Source organism: Bradyrhizobium manausense (assembly GCF_018129685.1).
GTDB lineage: Bacteria > Pseudomonadota > Alphaproteobacteria > Rhizobiales > Xanthobacteraceae > Bradyrhizobium > Bradyrhizobium manausense_D.
In genome coordinates this window covers 53,358-71,460 of record NZ_JAFCLG010000026.1, presented here as the reverse complement: position 1 = coordinate 71,460, position 18,103 = coordinate 53,358, and the positions used below count along the sequence as shown (strand labels likewise).

Annotated in this window: 16 protein-coding genes; 11 read left to right on the top strand and 5 right to left on the bottom strand. The window is 64.4% G+C overall.

Annotated features, from left to right (window positions below; translation table 11 throughout):
* Positions 1 to 145: 145 nt before the first annotated feature.
* The 3 genes from JQ621_RS32210 to JQ621_RS32200 all read right to left on the bottom strand — a co-directional run bounded on the left by JQ621_RS32210 (position 146) and on the right by JQ621_RS32200 (position 5,470).
* Complete coding sequence (locus JQ621_RS32210) at positions 146 to 1,831, bottom strand: long-chain fatty acid--CoA ligase (protein WP_212240984.1); 1,686 nt, start codon at positions 1,829 to 1,831, stop codon at positions 146 to 148.
* A gap of 196 nt (positions 1,832 to 2,027) precedes the next feature.
* Positions 2,028 to 3,485 carry a D-alanyl-D-alanine carboxypeptidase family protein gene (locus JQ621_RS32205; RefSeq protein ID WP_212240983.1) on the bottom strand — a complete coding sequence of 486 codons (1,458 nt, stop codon included), beginning with the start codon at positions 3,483 to 3,485 and terminating at the stop codon, positions 2,028 to 2,030.
* Between the two features lie 176 nt (positions 3,486 to 3,661).
* Positions 3,662 to 5,470 carry a glucan ABC transporter ATP-binding protein/ permease gene (locus tag JQ621_RS32200; RefSeq protein ID WP_212240982.1) on the bottom strand — a complete coding sequence of 603 codons (1,809 nt, stop codon included), beginning with the start codon at positions 5,468 to 5,470 and terminating at the stop codon, positions 3,662 to 3,664.
* Between the two features lie 305 nt (positions 5,471 to 5,775).
* Here JQ621_RS32200 and JQ621_RS32195 point away from each other — a divergent pair, with 305 nt between their 5' ends.
* From JQ621_RS32195 to JQ621_RS32160, 8 genes are all read left to right on the top strand, one after another.
* A complete protein-coding gene (locus tag JQ621_RS32195; protein WP_249125702.1) occupies positions 5,776 to 6,147 on the top strand; it encodes a hypothetical protein in 372 nt (123 codons plus the stop codon).
* A gap of 104 nt (positions 6,148 to 6,251) precedes the next feature.
* Positions 6,252 to 6,656 carry a phosphoribosyl-ATP diphosphatase gene (gene hisE / locus JQ621_RS32190; RefSeq protein WP_212240981.1) on the top strand — a complete coding sequence of 135 codons (405 nt, stop codon included), beginning with the start codon at positions 6,252 to 6,254 and terminating at the stop codon, positions 6,654 to 6,656.
* Positions 6,657 to 6,691: 35 nt separating this feature from the next.
* Positions 6,692 to 7,294 (top strand): YqaA family protein, encoded by a 603-nt coding sequence (locus JQ621_RS32185; protein WP_212240980.1) that lies wholly within the window; start codon positions 6,692 to 6,694, stop codon positions 7,292 to 7,294.
* A gap of 48 nt (positions 7,295 to 7,342) precedes the next feature.
* Positions 7,343 to 7,882: a hypothetical protein gene (locus JQ621_RS32180; RefSeq protein WP_212240979.1), complete on the top strand. Its 540-nt coding sequence runs from the start codon at positions 7,343 to 7,345 to the stop codon at positions 7,880 to 7,882.
* A gap of 33 nt (positions 7,883 to 7,915) precedes the next feature.
* Complete coding sequence (locus JQ621_RS32175) at positions 7,916 to 9,316, top strand: aspartate ammonia-lyase (protein WP_212240977.1); 1,401 nt, start codon at positions 7,916 to 7,918, stop codon at positions 9,314 to 9,316.
* A gap of 250 nt (positions 9,317 to 9,566) precedes the next feature.
* Positions 9,567 to 10,535: an NAD(P)H-dependent flavin oxidoreductase gene (locus JQ621_RS32170; RefSeq protein ID WP_212240975.1), complete on the top strand. Its 969-nt coding sequence runs from the start codon at positions 9,567 to 9,569 to the stop codon at positions 10,533 to 10,535.
* 11 nt (positions 10,536 to 10,546) lie between these two features.
* Complete coding sequence (locus tag JQ621_RS32165) at positions 10,547 to 11,338, top strand: thioesterase family protein (RefSeq protein ID WP_212240973.1); 792 nt, start codon at positions 10,547 to 10,549, stop codon at positions 11,336 to 11,338.
* Between the two features lie 144 nt (positions 11,339 to 11,482).
* A complete protein-coding gene (locus JQ621_RS32160) occupies positions 11,483 to 12,982 on the top strand; it encodes an ATPase domain-containing protein (RefSeq protein WP_212240987.1) in 1,500 nt (499 codons plus the stop codon).
* Here the strand turns inward: JQ621_RS32160 and JQ621_RS35650 are convergent.
* On the bottom strand, positions 12,946 to 13,332 hold the full coding sequence (locus tag JQ621_RS35650) for a hypothetical protein (RefSeq protein ID WP_249125708.1): 387 nt from the start codon (positions 13,330 to 13,332) through the stop codon (positions 12,946 to 12,948). The genes JQ621_RS32160 and JQ621_RS35650 overlap by 37 nt on opposite strands.
* A gap of 18 nt (positions 13,333 to 13,350) precedes the next feature.
* Between JQ621_RS35650 and JQ621_RS32155 the strand changes: the two genes are divergently transcribed.
* Positions 13,351 to 15,036: a PAS domain-containing hybrid sensor histidine kinase/response regulator gene (locus tag JQ621_RS32155; protein ID WP_312015465.1), complete on the top strand. Its 1,686-nt coding sequence runs from the start codon at positions 13,351 to 13,353 to the stop codon at positions 15,034 to 15,036.
* 18 nt (positions 15,037 to 15,054) lie between these two features.
* Here the strand turns inward: JQ621_RS32155 and JQ621_RS32150 are convergent, their stop codons facing one another.
* Entirely contained in the window at positions 15,055 to 16,617 is a 1,563-nt protein-coding gene (locus JQ621_RS32150) for an AMP-binding protein (RefSeq protein WP_212240970.1), read from the bottom strand.
* 107 nt (positions 16,618 to 16,724) lie between these two features.
* Between JQ621_RS32150 and JQ621_RS32145 the strand changes: the two genes are divergently transcribed.
* Together JQ621_RS32145 and JQ621_RS32140 are read left to right on the top strand one after the other, a co-directional pair.
* Positions 16,725 to 17,690, top strand: coding sequence for an NAD(P)H-dependent flavin oxidoreductase (locus tag JQ621_RS32145; protein WP_212240969.1), 966 nt, complete (start codon positions 16,725 to 16,727; stop codon positions 17,688 to 17,690).
* 124 nt (positions 17,691 to 17,814) lie between these two features.
* Positions 17,815 to 18,063: a hypothetical protein gene (locus JQ621_RS32140; RefSeq protein ID WP_200471728.1), complete on the top strand. Its 249-nt coding sequence runs from the start codon at positions 17,815 to 17,817 to the stop codon at positions 18,061 to 18,063.
* The last annotated feature ends 40 nt before the right edge of the window (positions 18,064 to 18,103 follow it).

Sequence of the window (18,103 nt, the reverse complement as noted above, 5' to 3'; positions counted from 1 at the left end):
GCCCTCATTGCTGTCGCCAGGAAGCTGCTGACCATCCTCAACGCCATGCTGCGCGACCGAAAAATCTATAAGGTCGACCATCAACATAACAGTTGCCGGCCTTCGCCGGGACGACGTTGTGGAGAGAGCGCTGGCCGCTTGCGCCTTACGCCGCCTGAGCCTTTTTCTCGTCCCGCAGTTGCCGACGCAGGATCTTACCGACATTGGTTTTCGGCAGATCGGCGCGGAACTCGATATGCCTGGGCACCTTGTAGCCGGTGAGTTGCTCGTGACAAAACTTGATCAAGGCTTCCGCCGTAAGATTCGGGTCCTTCTTGACCACAAAGGCCTTCACCGCCTCGCCCGATTTGGAGTCGGGGATGCCGATCACGGCGCATTCGAGCACGCCCGGATGGCTTGCGATCACTTCCTCGATCTCGTTCGGATAGACGTTGAAGCCGGAGACCAGGATCATGTCCTTCTTGCGGTCGACGATCTTGGTATAGCCCTTCTCGTCCATGATGCCGATGTCGCCGGTGCGGAAATAACCGTCCGCCGTCATCACCTTCGCCGTCTCCTCCGGCCTGTTCCAGTAGCCCGACATCACCTGCGGGCCCTTGGCGCAGATCTCGCCCGGCTGGCCGAGCGGCACTTCGTTGCCGTCGTCGTCGCGGATCGAGATGTAAGTCGACGGCACGGGGATGCCGATGGTGCCGTTAAACTCGGCATTGGTCGCGGTGTTGCAGGTCAGCGTCGGCGAGGTCTCCGACAGGCCATAGCCTTCCGCAATCGAGCAGCCCGTGATCGCTTTCCACTGCTCGGCGACCGGACGCTGCACCGCCATGCCGCCGCCGTTGGAGATCTTCAGCTTGGAGAAATCGAGCTTCTTGAAATCGGGATGGTGCATCAGGCCGTTGTAGAGCGTGTTGACGGCCGGGAAGCTGTTGACCTGGTACTTCGCCAGCTCTTTCACGAAGCCGGCGATGTCGCGCGGATTGGGGATCAAGAGATTGCAGCCGCCGGCGCGCACCGCGAGCAAGTAGCAGGCCGTCAGCGCGAAGATGTGATAGAGCGGCAGCGCGCAGACGATCATGAGCTGGTCGACATGGGGCGGCGCGGCCATTGCCGGCTGCAGCCAGGCGTCGTTCTGCAGCACGTTGGCGACGATGTTGCGGTGGAGCAGGGTGGCGCCTTTGGAGACGCCGGTGGTGCCGCCGGTATATTGCAGGAAGGCGACGTCGCCGGGTGACAGTTTTGGCTTGTTGAAGGTCTGGCCACGTCCGGCCGCGAGCGCGTCGTTGAACGACACCGAGCCCGGCAGCGACCACGCCGGCACCATCTTCTTGACGCGGCGGACGACGAGATTGACGATCACGCCCTTGAAGCCAAGCAGATCGCCCATGCTGGCGACGATGACATGCTTGACCGGCGTCTTGGCGATCACCTGCTCGACGGTGTGGGCAAAGTTCTCCAGCACGATGACGGCTTCGGCGCCGGAATCCTTGAGCTGATGCTCGAGTTCGCGCGGGGTGTAGAGCGGGTTGACGTTGACCACCGCAAAACCGGCGCGCAGCACGGCGGCGGTGGCGACCGGATATTGCAGCACGTTCGGCATCATGATCGCGACGCGCGCGCCGCGCTGCAGGCCGCGTCCCTGCAGGTAGGCTGCGAGCGCCAGCGACATCTGGTCGAGGTCGCGATAGGTGATCGCCTTGTCCATGCAGATGAACGCCTTGCGGTCGGCGAACCTGGCAAAACTCTCCTCGAGGAGGTCGACCAGCGATGCGTATTGCGTCGGCTCGATATCAGCGGGCACGCCGGGCGGATATTGCTTGAGCCAGATGCGCTCCATGGAAACTCCCCTCTCTTGACATCAGAGCCCGTTGTGTCTCGGGCTTGCCTCATTATCAGCAGTATTGTGCCTGACGGATCGGCTGGCAAGCGGTCGAGGCTTAGGGCAAAGGCCGGAGAGTGGCTACTGGAATCGTCGCAACGCGCTGCCGCAGGTGCGAAGTGCGGGCGGAGCTCAAAGGGCCTGGAGCGTTAACCTAGCTGTTGTTGGGCGCGGGCTTCGGCGCGGGTTTCGTCGCAGCCTTGGGCTTGGCCGGCTTCGCCGCCTGATCGCCGCTTGCTGCCGGCTTGTCCGCAGGCTTGGCTGCCCCGTCGGGCTTGGCCGCGGCATGCTTGCTAGCTGCCGGTTTTGCATCACCCTTGGCCGTTGCGTCCGGCTTGCCGTCCGGTTTGGCGGCCGCGGGCTTGGCCGCCGCGGTTTTGGCGTCGCTGCCGGCGTCGGGCTTCTTGGCGACGCGCGACTTCTTCCCACGCGCCTTTGGCGTCGCCTGCTGGTCGGTGTCGGCCGCGACCGCCGCGACCAGCGCCGCGCCGCTGCGGGTCGGGCCGGTATAGACCACCACGGGTTCCGCGGCCGCCGGTGCCGAAGCCATCAGCTCGGATGCCTTCATCAGCGGCGGCTGGAGGCCTGCGGTGAAGAACGTCACCGGAGCCGCGCCGCCGGTCAAGGCGCCGGATCCGCCGCCGCTGCCATTCGTCGCGATCAACGCATCGTCGTCGTCGCTGGCGGGACGCTTGCGGTGACCGCCGCACATCTCCTCGCGCAGGTTCGGCGGCGACGCGTCGACCGGCACGAGGTTCTCGACGGTGCCGAGCGAGGGACGCAACCACGACAGACCGTCCTGGCTGAAGCCGCGCTCGAGCAGCTGGGCCGCCTTCACCGCGCGCGCGGTGCCGGAGCTGGCGCCGAGCACCACCGCGATCAGGCGCCGGCCGTTGCGGGTGGCTGAGGCCACGAGGTTGTAGCCGGAGGCGCAGATGAAGCCGGTCTTGAACCCGTCGGCGCCGGGATAGCGGCCGATCAGCTTGTTGAAATTGCCGGTGACGCGCTTGCCGAAGCGGATCGCGGGGATGTGGACGAAGTACTCGTATTCCGGCAGATCGCGCAGGAACGAGCGGGCGAGAATACCGAGGTCGCGCGCCGAGGTAACGTGCCCGTCCGCGGGAAGACCGTTGGGATTGACGTAGTTGGTCTGCGTCATGCCGAGCTTCTTCGCGGTGTCGTTCATCATGTCCGAGAAGCCGTCGACCGAGCCGCCGACGCCTTCGGCGAGCACCACGGCCATGTCGTTCGCCGACTTGACCATCATCATCTTCAGCGCGTTGTCGACGGTGAGCTGTGTTCCCGGACGCAGGCCCATCTTCGAAGGCGATTGCGAGGCCGCCGTCGGCGACACCGTCAGCAGCGTGTCGAGCGTGATCTTGCCGTCCTTCACCGCCTTCAGCGTCACATAGGCGGTCATGATCTTGGTGACGGAGGCCGGATACCAGGGGATGGTCGCGTTCTCTGCCTGCAGCACCTTGCCGCTATCGGCTTCGATCAGCAGCAGCGCTTCGGCATTGGCGGCACACGGAGCAACAAGCGCACCGGTGGCGAGCGTCGCAGCGAAGAGGTTGAACAGGGATTTGCGAAGCAGCGGTCGAAAGGCGTGCACTATCCGATTCCGGTCCTTGGAGATCCGCCTGATGCGGACGGCTCTCGTGATCTGATGTTCGGTTCTGAAATCCAGCGCCGCCGCTCGCGGCAGCGCAAACCTATACCGGCTCGTGCGTCGATCATAGGGGTTTCCGCCGCGTATTCCGCAATGAAATAGGCTGAATTTCGACGGTGTTACGGGGACTTGACGGCGGCGGAAGCAGCCTCCGCGGCACTCACGCTGGCCCGTGCAGTTGCTTGAGCGGTTTCCTGCACCATGAACTGGGCCTTGGCGAGCTCGGCGAAATGGCCGCCCTTGGCCACGAGTTCATCGAAAGTTCCGCTTTCGATCACCCGTCCGTTCTCGAACACCAGGATCCGCGTGGCATTGCGGATGGTGGAGAGGCGGTGGGCGATCACGAAGGTGGTGCGGCCCTTCATCACTTCGTCGAGAGCGGCGTTCACCCTGGCCTCGGTGACGGCATCGAGCGCGGAGGTCGCCTCGTCCAGGATCAGGATCGGCGGGTCCTTCAGCAGCGCGCGCGCGATCGACAGTCGCTGCCGCTCGCCGCCGGAGAGCATGCGGCCGCGCTCGCCGGCATTGGTTTCGAAGCCGCCGCTGCGCTCGATGAATTCGATCGCCTGTGCGCGCTCGGCCGCCTTGCGCATCTCGGCCTCGGTCGCGTCAGGCTTGCCGACACGCAAATTCTCCGCGATCGAGCGGTTGAACAGAAGCGCTTCCTGGAAGACGACGCCGATGTTTCGCCGCAGCGATGTCAGCGTCACGCCGCGCACGTCCATGCCGTCGATCCTGATGAAGCCGGATTGCGGATCGAAGGCGCGATGCAACAGCGCGATCGCGGTCGACTTGCCGGCGCCGGTCGGGCCGACCAGCGCGATGGTCTGGCCGGGCAGCGCGGTGAAGGAGAGGTCCTCGACCGCCGGCCGCTTGCCGTCGTAGGAGAAGGTGACGTCGTTGAACTCGACGAGGCCGGAGAGCCGACCGGCATCGATCGCATCCGGTCGATCGTGCACCGCGGGCACCGCGTCGAGCACATTGAAGAACTCGCGCAGGCGCGGGGCTTCCATGAACACGTTGTTGACGAAGCCGACGACCTGCTCCAGTTTCTGGATCAGCAGGGTCGCAAAGCTCACGAACATCACGATCTCGCCGACCGAGGTCAGGCCCTGGTCGTGCAGCGCGATGCCGAGGGTGAAGATCGCGAGCACGGTGATGGTGGTGGAGGCGCGCGTGATCACGGTGACCAGCGCCCACCACGACAGCACCGGCATTTGCGCGGCGAGCAGCTGGTCGGCGACGGAGCGCAGTCCCTTTACCTCGGATTCGACGCGGACAAAGCTTTGCACCAGCGCGACATTGCCGAGCGCATCGGAGGCGCGGGCGGAGAGCTCGCTGTAATGCTCCTCGACCGCCATCTGCATGCCGAAGGTCCGGCGTACGACGAACGTCGTCAGCGCGGTGAAGACGATGCAGAGCACGAATAGCAGGACCGCCATCCGCCAGTTCAGATAGAGCGACAGCGGCAGCAGCACCACGACGGATAGGATCGCGGCAAAATGCTCGCGAAAGAAGCCGAGCCAGAGCCGCCACAGCGCGTCGGTGCCGTTGAGCATCACCTTCATCAGCCGGCCGGAGTGGGTGCCGGAGTGGAAGGTCAGCGGTAGCTGCAGGATGTGCTCGAAATAGCTGGTCAGCACCGCCTGGCGCTGGCGGTGGGACAGCCGGTCGGCCTGCAGGGCCACGAGCGCGCTGCAGGCGATGGTGAACAGTCCGAACGCGACCCACGCCATCAGGAACGGCCAGGCCGAGCTCGAACCTGCGACGGTCTTGCCGGAGAGGACGTCGACGATCCGGCCGAACAGCACGGGTTCTGCGAATTGCGAGCCGGCCAGCAGCAGATTGGCGAATGCCAGCAGCCAGCCGAGCCGCGCCTCCTTGCCGAGCAGTTCGAGAACACGGGTGTAGAGGCTGAACATGGACATGAGGCAGGCGCTGATCCAGGCAGGCGGCGTGACGAGGGGACCACATTTTAAGCAGGGATCGCAGGCGAGATACAGCGGAAGCTTTTGCGATCTTTGGCTGAGCCGGCTCCTGACAAGGGCTTGTCTGGATCAGGCGCGCCTGCATCGTCGAACCTGAACAGAGGATGAGCGGCGCTTGCGTCACGATTACGCAATTCCGTTCAGCTTGTGTTGGGGTTGGGGAACCCAACATGGGATGCGGGTGTTGGAAGATACGAGCCTGTCTCGTACGCACCAATATTAAGGTCCCAAGGAGGGTCCAGATCATGTTTGGCCGATTTTCGAAGTTTGCGGGCGGCAAGGCCGTCCTTGCCACCGTCGCGGTGCTGGCGCTGACCAGTGCCGCTCCCACCGCATCGTACGCCGGCGGCCGCCACTGGCATGGCGGCGGCGGTGCAGCTGCGGTCGCGGCTTTTGCCGCCATCGGCACCGGCCTTGCGATCGCCGCGAGCCGTGACTCCTATGCCTATGACGCTCCGGCCTATTACGGCGGCGGGCCGGTCTATTACGATGAAGGCCCGGCCTATTACCCCAGCCCGAGCTATCACTACAGCACCAGCCGCGAATACCCGGGCAATGGCAATGTCGGCCGGGATCCCTTTGCCAGCTGCAGCCGAGGCGGCGCCGGTTGCTGGTAGGTCGTTGACCACGACAGGCCGGCGCGCTTGTGGCGCCGGCCTGTTTTGTCTTTTATTCTCAAGCGTTAACGCGCTCGCCATTTGTTTAGAGTAGTTTTGAGTGCATGAGTGATTCGCTTGAGCGGCTATATCTGGCTGTGCTCGCGGCCAGAGATCTTGATCCGGCAACATCGCGCACCGCCCGGCTGTTTCAGCGTGGGCCCTCCAAAATGGCGAAGAAGCTGGCCGAAGAGGCGATCGAGGTCGTGATCGATGCGGTCAACGGCGACCGGGAGGCCGTCGTCCGGGAAAGCGCCGATCTGCTCTACAATCTCACCGTGCTCTGGGCATCCGCCGGCGTGCGCCCCGACGACGTCTGGCGTGAAATGTCACGCCGTGAAGACATGCTGGGCATTGCCGAAAAGCTGCCGAAGTCGCCAATGAAACTGCCCAAAGTCGCGTCACCGAGCATCTCGTCCCGGCGGCCTTTTGTCGCGCTCGAAGGCCGCGCTGCGCGGAAACGGCACTAAACCGTCACAAAACTCGCGATGGACAAATCCGTCCCATGGTGCTTCATCGCGGCGCCATGCTGAAACGTATCTACGACTGGTGCATCGACGCCGCCCACAAGCCCTACGCGCTCTGGATCATGGGTGCCGTGGCTTTCGCCGAAAGCTCCTTCTTTCCCGTTCCCCCTGACGTGATGCTGATCCCCATGTCGCTGGCGCGTCCGCAGCGCGCTTGGCTCTATGCCGCGATCTGCACGGTCACCTCGGTGGTCGGCGGGCTGCTCGGCTATGCCATCGGTGCGCTGCTATTCGACTCGGTCGGCCATTGGCTGATCCAGGCCTATGGCCTCGGCGACAAGGTCGACGCCTTCCGCGCCTCTTACGCCGAGTGGGGCGCGGTGATCATCCTGCTCAAGGGCCTGACGCCGATCCCCTACAAGCTCGTCACCATCACCTCGGGCTTTGCCGGCTACAATCTCGTTCTCTTCGTCCTGTGCTCGATCGTTGCGCGCGGCGGCCGTTTCTTCATCGTGGCGATCCTGCTCAACCGCTATGGCGACTGGATCCGCGAGCGGATCGAGCGGCATCTCGGGTTGTGGGTGGCCCTCGGAGCCGCCGTGCTGGTGCTCGGCTTCGTGGTGGCGATCAAGCTGATCTAGGTGTCCTGGCGCTTTGCCGCCGCGTCGCGTTCGGATACGGTTGCCCTCATGATGGTTCGATCCGGCAATCCGGCGCTGCGGTTCGGGACGCTGATATCAGCAGCGCTTCTGCTCCTGCTCGGTGCCGGCGCGACCGGTTCGGCGCAATCGGCCCCGCCATCGCTCGGCTTGCAGGAGCAGGGACCGCAGGCCGCGCCGCCGCCTTCGCCGCCCCCCGCATCAGGGCCGCCGGCGGGTGACGACAATCCCGGGCTGATCCACGAAATGGGCAAGCTGTTCGACAAGCTGCCCTCGATCCTGCCGCCGATCAAAAGCCCCGCCGAGACCATGAATGATCTGTCGCGCCTGGCGCGGCCGTCGACCATGGTCTCCGGCCGTGCGGCCTGTCCGGTTTCGCCGAGCGGCGGCCCCGACTGCAAGCTCGCCGCCAACCAGCTCTGCCAGAGCAAGGGCTACAAGGAAGGCAAGAGCCTCAACACCGATTCCGCCGAGAAGTGCTCGGCCAAGGTTCTGATTCCCGGCCGGCAACGTAAACCTGACGATTGCCGCACCGATACCGTCGTCACCAGCGCGCTGTGCCAGAACTGATGCGACGACGCGCGCGAGCAGCAAGGAGCGCCCATGAGCCGCTACGAGCAGGACTTCCTCGGACAGCGTGAGATCGCCGACGACATCTATTACGGTGTCCAGACCATCCGGGGGAAGGAGAACTTCCACATCACCGGCATTCCGATGAACCAGGAGCCTTACTTCGTGAAGGCGCTTGGTTACGTGAAGAAGGCCGCGGCGATGGCCAATCGCGATCTCGGCGCGATCGACGCCAAGGTGGCCGATGCGATCGTCCTCGGCTGCGACCGCGTCATCGCCGGCGACATGATGGATCAGTTCGTCACCGACTTCATCCAGGGCGGCGCCGGCACCTCGACCAACATGAATGCCAACGAGGTGATCGCCAACCTCGCGCTGGAATCGCTCGGCTTCAACAAGGGCGACTATCAGCACGTCAGCCCAAACGACCACGTCAACTACGGCCAGTCCACCAACGACACCTATCCGACCGCGTTTAGGCTCGCGCTGATCCTGCGGCTCGAGAGCTACATGACGGCGCTGCGCCAGCTCCAGGAGGCGTTCTTTGCCAAGGGCCGCGAATTCGAGCGCGTGCTGAAGATGGGCCGCACGCATCTGCAGGATGCGGTGCCGATGTCGTTGGGCGCCGAATTTCGCGGCTGGGGCACCACGATCGGCGAGGAGGTCGATCGCATCTCCGAAGCGCGCGCACTGCTGCGCGAGATCAATCTCGGCGCCACCGCGATCGGCACCTCCGTCACCGCGGCGGCCGGCTATCCCAAGCTCGCGGTCCGGCATCTCAGCGCGCTGACCGGCGTCGACTTCATCCTCGCCGGAGATCTCGTCGAGGCGACCTCGGACACCGGCGCCTATGTGCAGCTCTCCGGCGTGCTGAAGCGCACGGCGAGCAAGCTGACCAAAATCTGCAACGACATCCGTCTGCTGGCCTCCGGCCCGCGCGCCGGCTTCAACGAGATCAATCTGCCGCAATTGCAGCCGGGCTCATCGATCATGCCGGGCAAGGTCAATCCTGTGATTCCCGAGGTCGTCAATCAGACCAGCTTCCTCGTGATCGGGCTCGACACCACGGTGACGCTGGCGGCAAGCGCCGGCCAGCTCCAGCTCAACGTGATGGAGCCGGTGATCTCGTTCGCGCTGTTCTTCTCGATCCGCACCATGGAGCGCGCGGTCAACAGCCTGCGCGAGAATTGCGTCGTCGGCATCACCGCCAACGAGGAGCACACCCGCAACATGGTGCTGAACTCGCTCGGCATCGTCACCGTGCTCAAGCCGCTGCTCGGCTACAAGCAATGCGCCGAGATCGCGCGCGAGGGTTACAAGACCGGCAAGTCGCTGCACCAGATCGTGGTGATCGAACGCAAGCTGCTGACGCAGGAGAAGTGGGACGAAATGTTCTCGTTCGAGCGGCTGATCAACCCGGATTTGGTGGGGTAGGGCCGTCATTCCGGGGCGACGCGTAGCGTCGAACCCGGAATCCATCGGGCCATAGCGGGAATAGCGAAATGGATTCCGGGCTCGCGCCAAATGGCGCGCCCCGGAATGACAGAAGCAGGAATTCCGCGCGTTGGAATTGCGGTAGCGGCGTCCGCCTCGGCGTGAAAACGCAATACTTGACAGTGGAAAGATTGCCTTGTTGGTATGGTCCCAACCTCTCATGCGTCTGCCAGCAAAGGATCGCGCCGCAATGTCCATGCCTGCTCTGTTCAAGGGACGCCTGTCGATCCCCGTGATCGGTTCGCCGCTCTTCATTATCTCGGTGCCCGACCTCGTGATCGCACAGTGCAAGGCGGGCGTGGTCGGCTCGTTCCCGTCGCTGAACGCGCGGCCGCCGGAGCTGCTCGACGAATGGCTCGCGCGGATCACCGAAGAGCTCGCGGCCTATGATCGCGCCCATCCCGACAAGCCGTCGGCGCCGTTCGCGGTCAACCAGATCGTGCACAAGTCGAACAACCGGCTCGAACACGACATGCAGCTCTGCGCAAAGTACAAGGTGCCGATGATCATCTCCTCGCTCGGCGCGCGCGAGGAGCTGAACCAGGCGGTGCACGGCTGGGGCGGCATCGTCTTCCACGACGTCATCAATCAGAAGTTCGCCCACAAGGCGATCGAGAAGGGCGCTGACGGCCTGATCCTCGTCGCGGCGGGCGCCGGCGGTCATGCCGGCACCATCTCGCCGCTCGCATTCGTGGCCGAAACGCGCAAATGGTTCGATGGTCCGATCGCGCTGTCGGGCGCGATCGGCAACGGCAAGGCGATCCGCGCCGCGCGCATTCTCGGCGCCGACTTCGCCTATATCGGCTCGGCCTTCATCGCGACCAGGGAAGCCAACGCGGTCGAGAAGTACAAGGAGATGATCGCGGGCTCGACGGCCGACGACATCGTCTACTCCAACCTCTTCACCGGCGTGCACGGCAACTATTTGAAGCCTTCGATCCTCGCTGCCGGCATGGACCCGGAAAACCTGCCGACGTCAGATCCCTCCAAGATGAATTTCGGCACCGATGCCTCCGGCGAACGCGCCAAGCCGAAGGCCTGGAAGGAGATCTGGGGAAGCGGCCAGGGCATCGGCAGCATCGACGCCGTTGTCCCCGCCGCCGATCTGATCGCGCGCTTCAAGAAGGAATACGAGGAAGCGATCGATCCGCCGTTGTGATGGCTATCGTAATGCCCGCCATCTATCGCGTTGACGGCAATGGTGTCGTAACCAGCCCGAATGCCGCCGGTCCCTGGGACCGGCGCATGCAGCACGGATCGGCGCCGTCGGCGCTGGTGACGTGGGCGGCGGAGCGGATTCCAACGCCGGTTACGATGAACATCGCGCGCGTGACCATCGATCTGATGCGCCCGGTGCCAGTCGCGCCGCTTACGATCGAGACCGAAGTTTTGCGCGAGGGACGCAAGATCCAGCTCTGCGAGGTCAAGCTCTTCGCCGATGACGTCCAGGTCGTCGGCGCCACCGTGCTCAAGATCAAGCGGCAGTCTGAGCCGCTGCCCGATGACGTCAAGGAGTTGCCGGTCACGCTGCCGTCGCCCGAGGACTCGCTGATCGAGGACGGCCACGGTGCCACCAGTCCTTTCGCGGGCATGGTCTCGATGCGCGCCGCGCGCGGACGCTTCGGGCAGGCCGGTGCCGGCGCGATCTGGTTTCGCCTCGACCACCCGCTGGTCGAGGGCGAGGTGGTCTCGCAGGCGATGCGCGCCGTGGTCGCTGCCGATTTCTCCAACGGCACGGCCTCGACGCTCGACTTCCGCACCTGGACTTTTATCAATGCCGATCTCACCGTGAGTCTTGCGCGCCAGCCGGTCGGCGATTGGATATTGCTCGATGGCGAGTCCTGGATCGGTCCCGACGGAACGGGGCTTGCGATGTCGCGGCTCGCGGACAGGCAAGGCTATTTCGGCCGGGCCGTACAGAGCCTGGTGATCGAGAAGCGGCAGGACCGAAACGTCGACTAACTATCTCGATTGTCTTGGCGGTGCTCGAGTTCCGTTCCGACGCCATATCCGGCGCTGTTCCTCTGCCCGTGCCGCATAGGTCAGCGGGGGTTGACCGCGGAACCGATTGTTCCATTCCCGGTTTATTTCCCCGTAGAGGGAAAAATGGATTCAATCGAGAGACTTGCAGCAAAAGCCCGGACCGGAATCTGGGGCTTGGACAATATCCTGTCAGGCGGCTTGTCGCGCGGGCACGTGTTCCTCGTGGAAGGCGCGCCGGGCACGGGCAAGACGACGGTGGCGTTGCAATTCCTGCTTGAAGGCATCAAGGCAGGTGAAACATGCCTGTATATCACCCTGTCGGAAACGGAACGCGAATTGCGCGAAGGCGCCGCTTCGCATGGCTGGACCCTGGACGATGGATTGACGATCTTCGAATTGTTGCCGCCCGAGAGCCTGCTCGATTCCGAGCAGCAGCAGAGCCTGCTGTATTCCTCGGATCTCGAACTGGGCGAGACGACCAAACAGATTTTCGAGGCGGTCGATCGCGTCAAGCCGCACCGGGTCGTGCTCGACAGTCTCTCCGAAATCCGGCTTCTGGCCCAGAGTTCGTTGCGATACCGCCGGCAGATCCTGGCCATCAAACACTATTTTTCCAAGTTCGACACCACCGTGATGCTGCTCGACGATCTCACGGCCGATGTCGCCGACAAGACCGTGCACAGCGTGGCGCACGCGGTTTTTCGCCTGGAAGAACTCGCTCCGGCCTACGGCGCAGAGCGGCGCCGCGTGCGCGTCATCAAGTATCGCGGCACGAAGTTCCGCGGCGGCTATCATGACGCGACCATCACCAAGGGCGGCCTCAACGTGTTTCCGCGGCTGGTCGCGTCCGAACACCGCACGAATTTGAAGCGCAGCAGCTTTTCAAGCGGGATCACCGGTTTCGACCAGTTGCTGGGCGGCGGCGTCGAGACGGGGTCGAGCACGCTCGTGCTCGGGCCCTCCGGCACCGGCAAGTCCCTCATCGCGATCGTCTTCGCTGTCGCGGCGGTGACCAGGGGAGAGAAGGCCGCGCTGTTCGTGTTCGACGAAGAGCTGGGCCTTTTGTTCGCGCGCATGAAAGGCGTCGGCATCGACCTCGAGGCGTTGCGTGACGCCGGCAGTCTCACCATCGAGCAGGTCGATGCAGCCGAGCTCTCGCCCGGTGAATTCGCCCACATGGTGCGCAAGCAGGTGGACGAGCGGGGTATTCAGGCCGTCGTGATCGACAGCCTTAACGGCTATCAGGCGGCCATGCCCGAGGAGAACTCGCTCATCCTCCACATGCACGAGCTGTTGCAATACCTCAACCGCCGGGGCGCAGCGACGTTCATGACCGTTGCCCAGCACGGTCTCGTCGGCGACATGAAGGCGCCCGTTGACGTCACCTACCTGGCGGACACCGTGATCCTGTTGCGTTACTTCGAGGCGCGCGGAAGTGTGCGGCGGGCGGTGTCCGTGATCAAGAAGCGGATGGGCCAGCACGAATCGACGATTCGCGAGTTCCTTATCAGCAACCGTGGTCTCACCATCGGCGAGCCGCTGGAGGAGTTTCAGGGCGTGTTGCGCGGCGTGCCCATCTACGTGGGTCAGGCGCGACCCCTGCTCGAGGAGCCCGCTGCGTGAGACCGGGCGAGTCGCCCGAGCGTGCCGTCGTCCTCGCGCCGACCGGGCGCGATGCGTCCGTGGCCGCGAGCCTGATCAACGAAGCGGGCTTTGCGGCCGTCGTTTGTACCGACCTCGATGCGCTGGTTCAGGAGATCGCGGCCGGCGCCGGCCTCGCCATCATCGCCAACGAAGCGGTGAAAACCGCCGACCTGCGCAAACTGGTGAGATGGTTGAACGAGCAGCCGTCCTGGTCCGACTTTCCGATCGTTCTGCTGACGCGCCAGGGCGGTGGTCCGGAGCGCAACCCCGACGCGATGCGGCTTGCTATGGCGTTGGGAAACGTCACCTTCATCGAGCGTCCGTTTCATCCGACCACGCTTGTCAGCGTGGTCGGATCGGCCATCCGCGGGCGGCGCCGCCAGTATCAGTCGCGCTCCATTCTGGAGAATCTCACGGAAAGCGAAGGCCTGCTGCAAACTGCGTTGGCTGCAGGGCGGCTCGGAGCGCTCGAACTGCACCTGCCGTCGCTGAAGCTCGAAGCGTCGGCTACCTGCAAGCTGTTCTTCGGGCGCCGGCCAGAGCAGGACTTCCGCTACGACGATTTGCTCGCGTCCGTTCATCCTGAAGACCGCGACAGGAGACAATCCGTTTTCGACCAGGCCGTCGCCACGGGCAGCGATTACAGCATCGAATACCGAAATATCTGGCCTGACGGGTCCCAGCATTGGGTCGAAGTCCGGGCGCGCTCGGTGCGCAGGCCCGACGGAGGCGTTCGCTCGCTGGTCGGGGTTTGCTCTGATATCACGGCACGCAAGGTCGCGGAAATCGAGCGCGAGACCTTGCTGGCGCAGCTCGCGGCCGAACGTACAGCACTGGCCGAACTCACCGCCACGCTCGAGCAGCGGGTCGAGCAGCGCACCGCCGATCTGATGAAGGAGGTTGCCGCGCGCGAAAGGGCGCAGGACCAACTGCGGCAGGCGCAGAAAATGGAGACGATCGGGCAATTGACCGGCGGCGTCGCCCATGACTTCAACAACCTGCTGATGGCCGTCATGGGCAATCTGGATCTGCTGCGAAAACGCATACCCGACGACCCGCGCTTGCGCCGGTTGATCGACGGCGCATTGCAAGGGGCTGAACGGGGCGCGTCGCTGACGCAGCGCCTACTGGCGTTCGCGCGGCAGCAGGATCTGCGAGCGGTGGCGGTCGATCTCGGCACCTTGATCCGCGGAATGATCGATCTTCTCGAGCGATCGCTCGGTCCGCGGATAGAGCTACGGCTGGACGTTCCGGATCAATTGCCGCCGGCGCGCGCCGATTCCAACCAGCTCGAGCTCGCAATATTGAATCTCGTCATCAACGCGCGCGATGCCATGGCGGACGGCGGTGCGATCGACATCCGCATCCGGGCTCGCCGTGCGAACGGCGATCAGTCGTTGCAGTCCGGGCATTACCTCGAGCTATCCGTCATCGATACCGGCGAGGGTATGTCGCCGGAAATATTGAAGCGGGCCGTGGAACCGTTCTTCTCCTCGAAGCCGCTTGGGAAAGGCACCGGCCTCGGCCTGTCCATGGTGCATGGCCTTGCCGAGCAACTGGGCGGCGCACTTCGTCTCTCCAGCACGGTCGGGACCGGCACCACGGCAACTCTGGTGCTTCCGGTTGCAACCCAGCTTCCGGAAGCCGAGGCGCCCGTTCCGGGGCTTCGGCCGCCGGGCCGATCGGCGGTCATCCTGTTCGTGGACGACGATCCCCTGATCGCCATGTCGACCACCGAAATGCTCGAGGATCTCGGGCACCACGTCATCGGGGTCAGCTCGGCCCGCCACGCCCTCGACGTCATTCGAAGCGAACAGCCGATCGACCTCATGGTGACCGATCACGTCATGCCTGGAATGACGGGTCTGGAGCTGGCGGCGGCGTCGCGCCAATTGCGTCCGTCATTGCCCATCTTGCTTGCCACTGGATATGCCGAATTGCCTGAAGGCGGGCCACAGCTTGACCTTCCGAGGCTGGCCAAGCCGTATCATCAGGATCAGCTCCGCGATCGCCTCGATCAGATGCTGCGCTGAACGCAGCAGCTGCAATCATCAGCCCACCATCCGGTCACGTCCGCTCCAGAAGCCGGCGCGCAGCACCTTCTTGTCGACCTTGCCGACGCCGGTCATCGGCAGCTGCCTGACGAACTGGATCTGCTTCGGCGCATGCGCGGAACCCTTTCGCGCCCGCACCATGTTGATCAGCTCGTCCGGATCGGGCCTCGCGCCTTCGCGCGGCACGACGATGGCGGTGACGGCTTCGCCCCATTTCTCGTCGGGAATGCCGACGACCGCGACCATCGCCACATCGGCGTGTTGCGAGAGAACGTCTTCGATCTCGCGCGGAAAAATGTTGAAGCCGCCGGTGACGATCATGTCCTTCTTTCGATCGAGGATGAACATGTAGCCGCGTTCGTCCTGGCGCGCGATGTCGCCAGTGTGGACCCAGCCGTTCTTCAACGTCTCGGCTGTGATATCAGGCCGCTTCCAGTATTCCGCCATCACATGCGGTGCGCGCACGCAGATCTCGCCGGCCTCGCCGGTCTTCACCTCCTGATCGTTGTCGTCGAGAATCCTGACCTCGCAGGCCGCGATCGGGAAGCCGCACGACAAGAACAGCTCCGGCGTGCTGGGATCGTGATCCTTCTTGCGCAGCACCGAGACCGGGTAGCATTCGGTCTGGCCGTAGAGCTGCGAGAACACCGGTCCGATGCGTTCGATGCCTTCGACCAGCCGGCTCGGCGACATCGCCGATGCGCCGTAGAGCACGAGTTCGAGCGAGGAGAGATCGGTCTTATCAAGCGCGGGATGATCGAGCAGCACATAGATCATGGTCGGCACGAACAGCGTGAAGTTGATGCGCTCCCGCGCGATCGTCGCCAGGACGGCCTCCGGATCGAACCCCTTCAGCATGTGTACGGTGCCGCCGCGCATCAGCGTTGGCAGCACCTTTGTGCCGGCGACGTGGCTGATCGGCGCCACCGTGAGATAGCGCGCGGCGTCGGGGATCTCGAAATCGGCGAGGATCGCGCCGGCCGCTCCGGCGTTTTCGCGGTGGTAGCGCAGCGCCCCCTTGGATTTTCCCGTGGTGCCGCCGGTGTAGTTCAGCGTGGAGAGATCGTCGAGACCGGCGAGGCACCGCGCGCTGGCATGTCCCGCGTTCTCGACCGCCGCGAGCAGATCGAGGCCGTAATCGGCGGGTCCCATCGTGAAGACTGCCTTGAGCAGCGTGGCCTTTGCGGCAAGCTCGCCGCCGCGATCGCGGAAGGCGGCCACATCGACCACCAACACTTCGGCTTCGGAATCCTCGAGCTGGAACAGCTGGTCGCTCTGTGATCCCAGCGGATGGAGCCACGTGATGCAGCATCGCGACAATTGCGCGGCGACACCGGCGCACCAGGTGTCGGCGCGATTTGCGGTGAGAAAAGCAACGCGCGCACCCGGCTGCAGGCCGAGCCGCATGAACACGCCCTGGATGCGTCCGATCAGATCGAGCGAGCCCTGATAGCTCAGCGATCCGCCGGGCCATGCGAAGGCCGTGCGATCGGGATAGCGCGCCAGCGCCCGTAGCGTCTGCGCACAAGTCGGGGACGATGCGTGGAGCGGATCGGACATATGTTTCCTCGCAGCCTTGTCATCGGCTTCTTGCGTGCCAATGTTGCCGGCGACGCTATCACAGGGAGTGCGGGATGGAACGACAAAGCCCGCGCAGGGAGGCATGCGTGACGTCAGCTCGGCTGCGGATTTTTCGCGATCGTCTCAGCCTGCCGCTGATTGCAGCGCCGATGTTCCTGGTGTCGGGCGTCGAGCTCATGGTGGCGGCCTGCCGCAACGGTGTGATCGGCAGCTTTCCCACCGTGAATTGCCGCAGCACGGAACAGCTCGACGGTTGGCTTACGGAGGTCGCAACGCGGCTGCGACAACACGAAGATCAAACCGGCCGCAAGGCCGCGCCGCTTTGTCCGAACCTGATCGTGCATCGCTCCAACGCGCGGCTGGAGCAGGATCTCGCCGTGCTGCTCAAGCACAAGCCGGAGATCGTCATCACCTCGGTGGGCTCGCCGGCGCAGGTGTTGAAGCCGCTGCATGATGCCGGTGCGCTCGTGCTGGCCGACGTCGCCTCCATCCGCCACGCCGAGCGCGCGGCAGCGGCGGGCGTTGACGGACTGGTGCTGCTCACCGCGGGCGCCGGCGGGCAGACCGGCTGGCTCAATCCGTTCGCCTTCGTCCGTGCGGTGCGCGCGTTCTACGACGGCATCATCGTGCTTGCCGGCGGCATCAGCGATGGCCGCGCATTGCATGCGGCCGAGGTGCTCGGGTGCGATCTCGGCTACATGGGCACGAAATTCATCGCGACGCGCGAGAGCATGGCGGACGATCGCCACAAGCAGATGCTGGTCGAGAGCAGCGCCGACGATATTCTGCTCACCACTGCGTTCACCGGCCTGCAGACCAGCATGCTGAAGCCGTCGATTGTCGCGGCCGGGCTTGATCCTGACGACCTGCCGGCGCGCGGCGCGATCGACATCGGCAAGGACATCGACGTCACCGCGCGCGAGAACCGGCCCGAGCGCTGGCGCGACATCTGGAGCGGCGGCCATTCGACGTCGGGTGTCACTGGCATCATGGCAGTCGATGATCTCGTTGCCCGGACGGCAGCGGAGTACCGCGATGCAACGCGGCGGTAGCGTCGTGCGCCGCCCAGCACGGTTAATCTCGCATGGCTGCCCAGGCCCGCACTTAACGGCAGATTAACCAAGCCCCGCCAAGAATTCCCCTCACGGCCGCCAATCAGGACGAGAGGGACAGGCGATGGATTTCGATTTTCTCAACAGCAAGACCGCCGCAACGCTGGACGAGATCCGCGTTCGTGTCGCCCACGCGCTGGCCCGCCATCCGCTGTGCCGCACTGTCCGCTTCGACATCGTCAGCGTTCCCCGCACCCGTCGGGGCGGCAATTGGACGGTGACGCTGCAATCGGTCGAGCCGCGCGCGGTCTGGGAGGCCTCCGAGATCGTCGCCGACATCCAGGACGCCTACGATCTGGCTGCAGCCGCCTGATTTTAAAGGGCTTTTAGCGCTTGTCGCGATGGACAAGTCG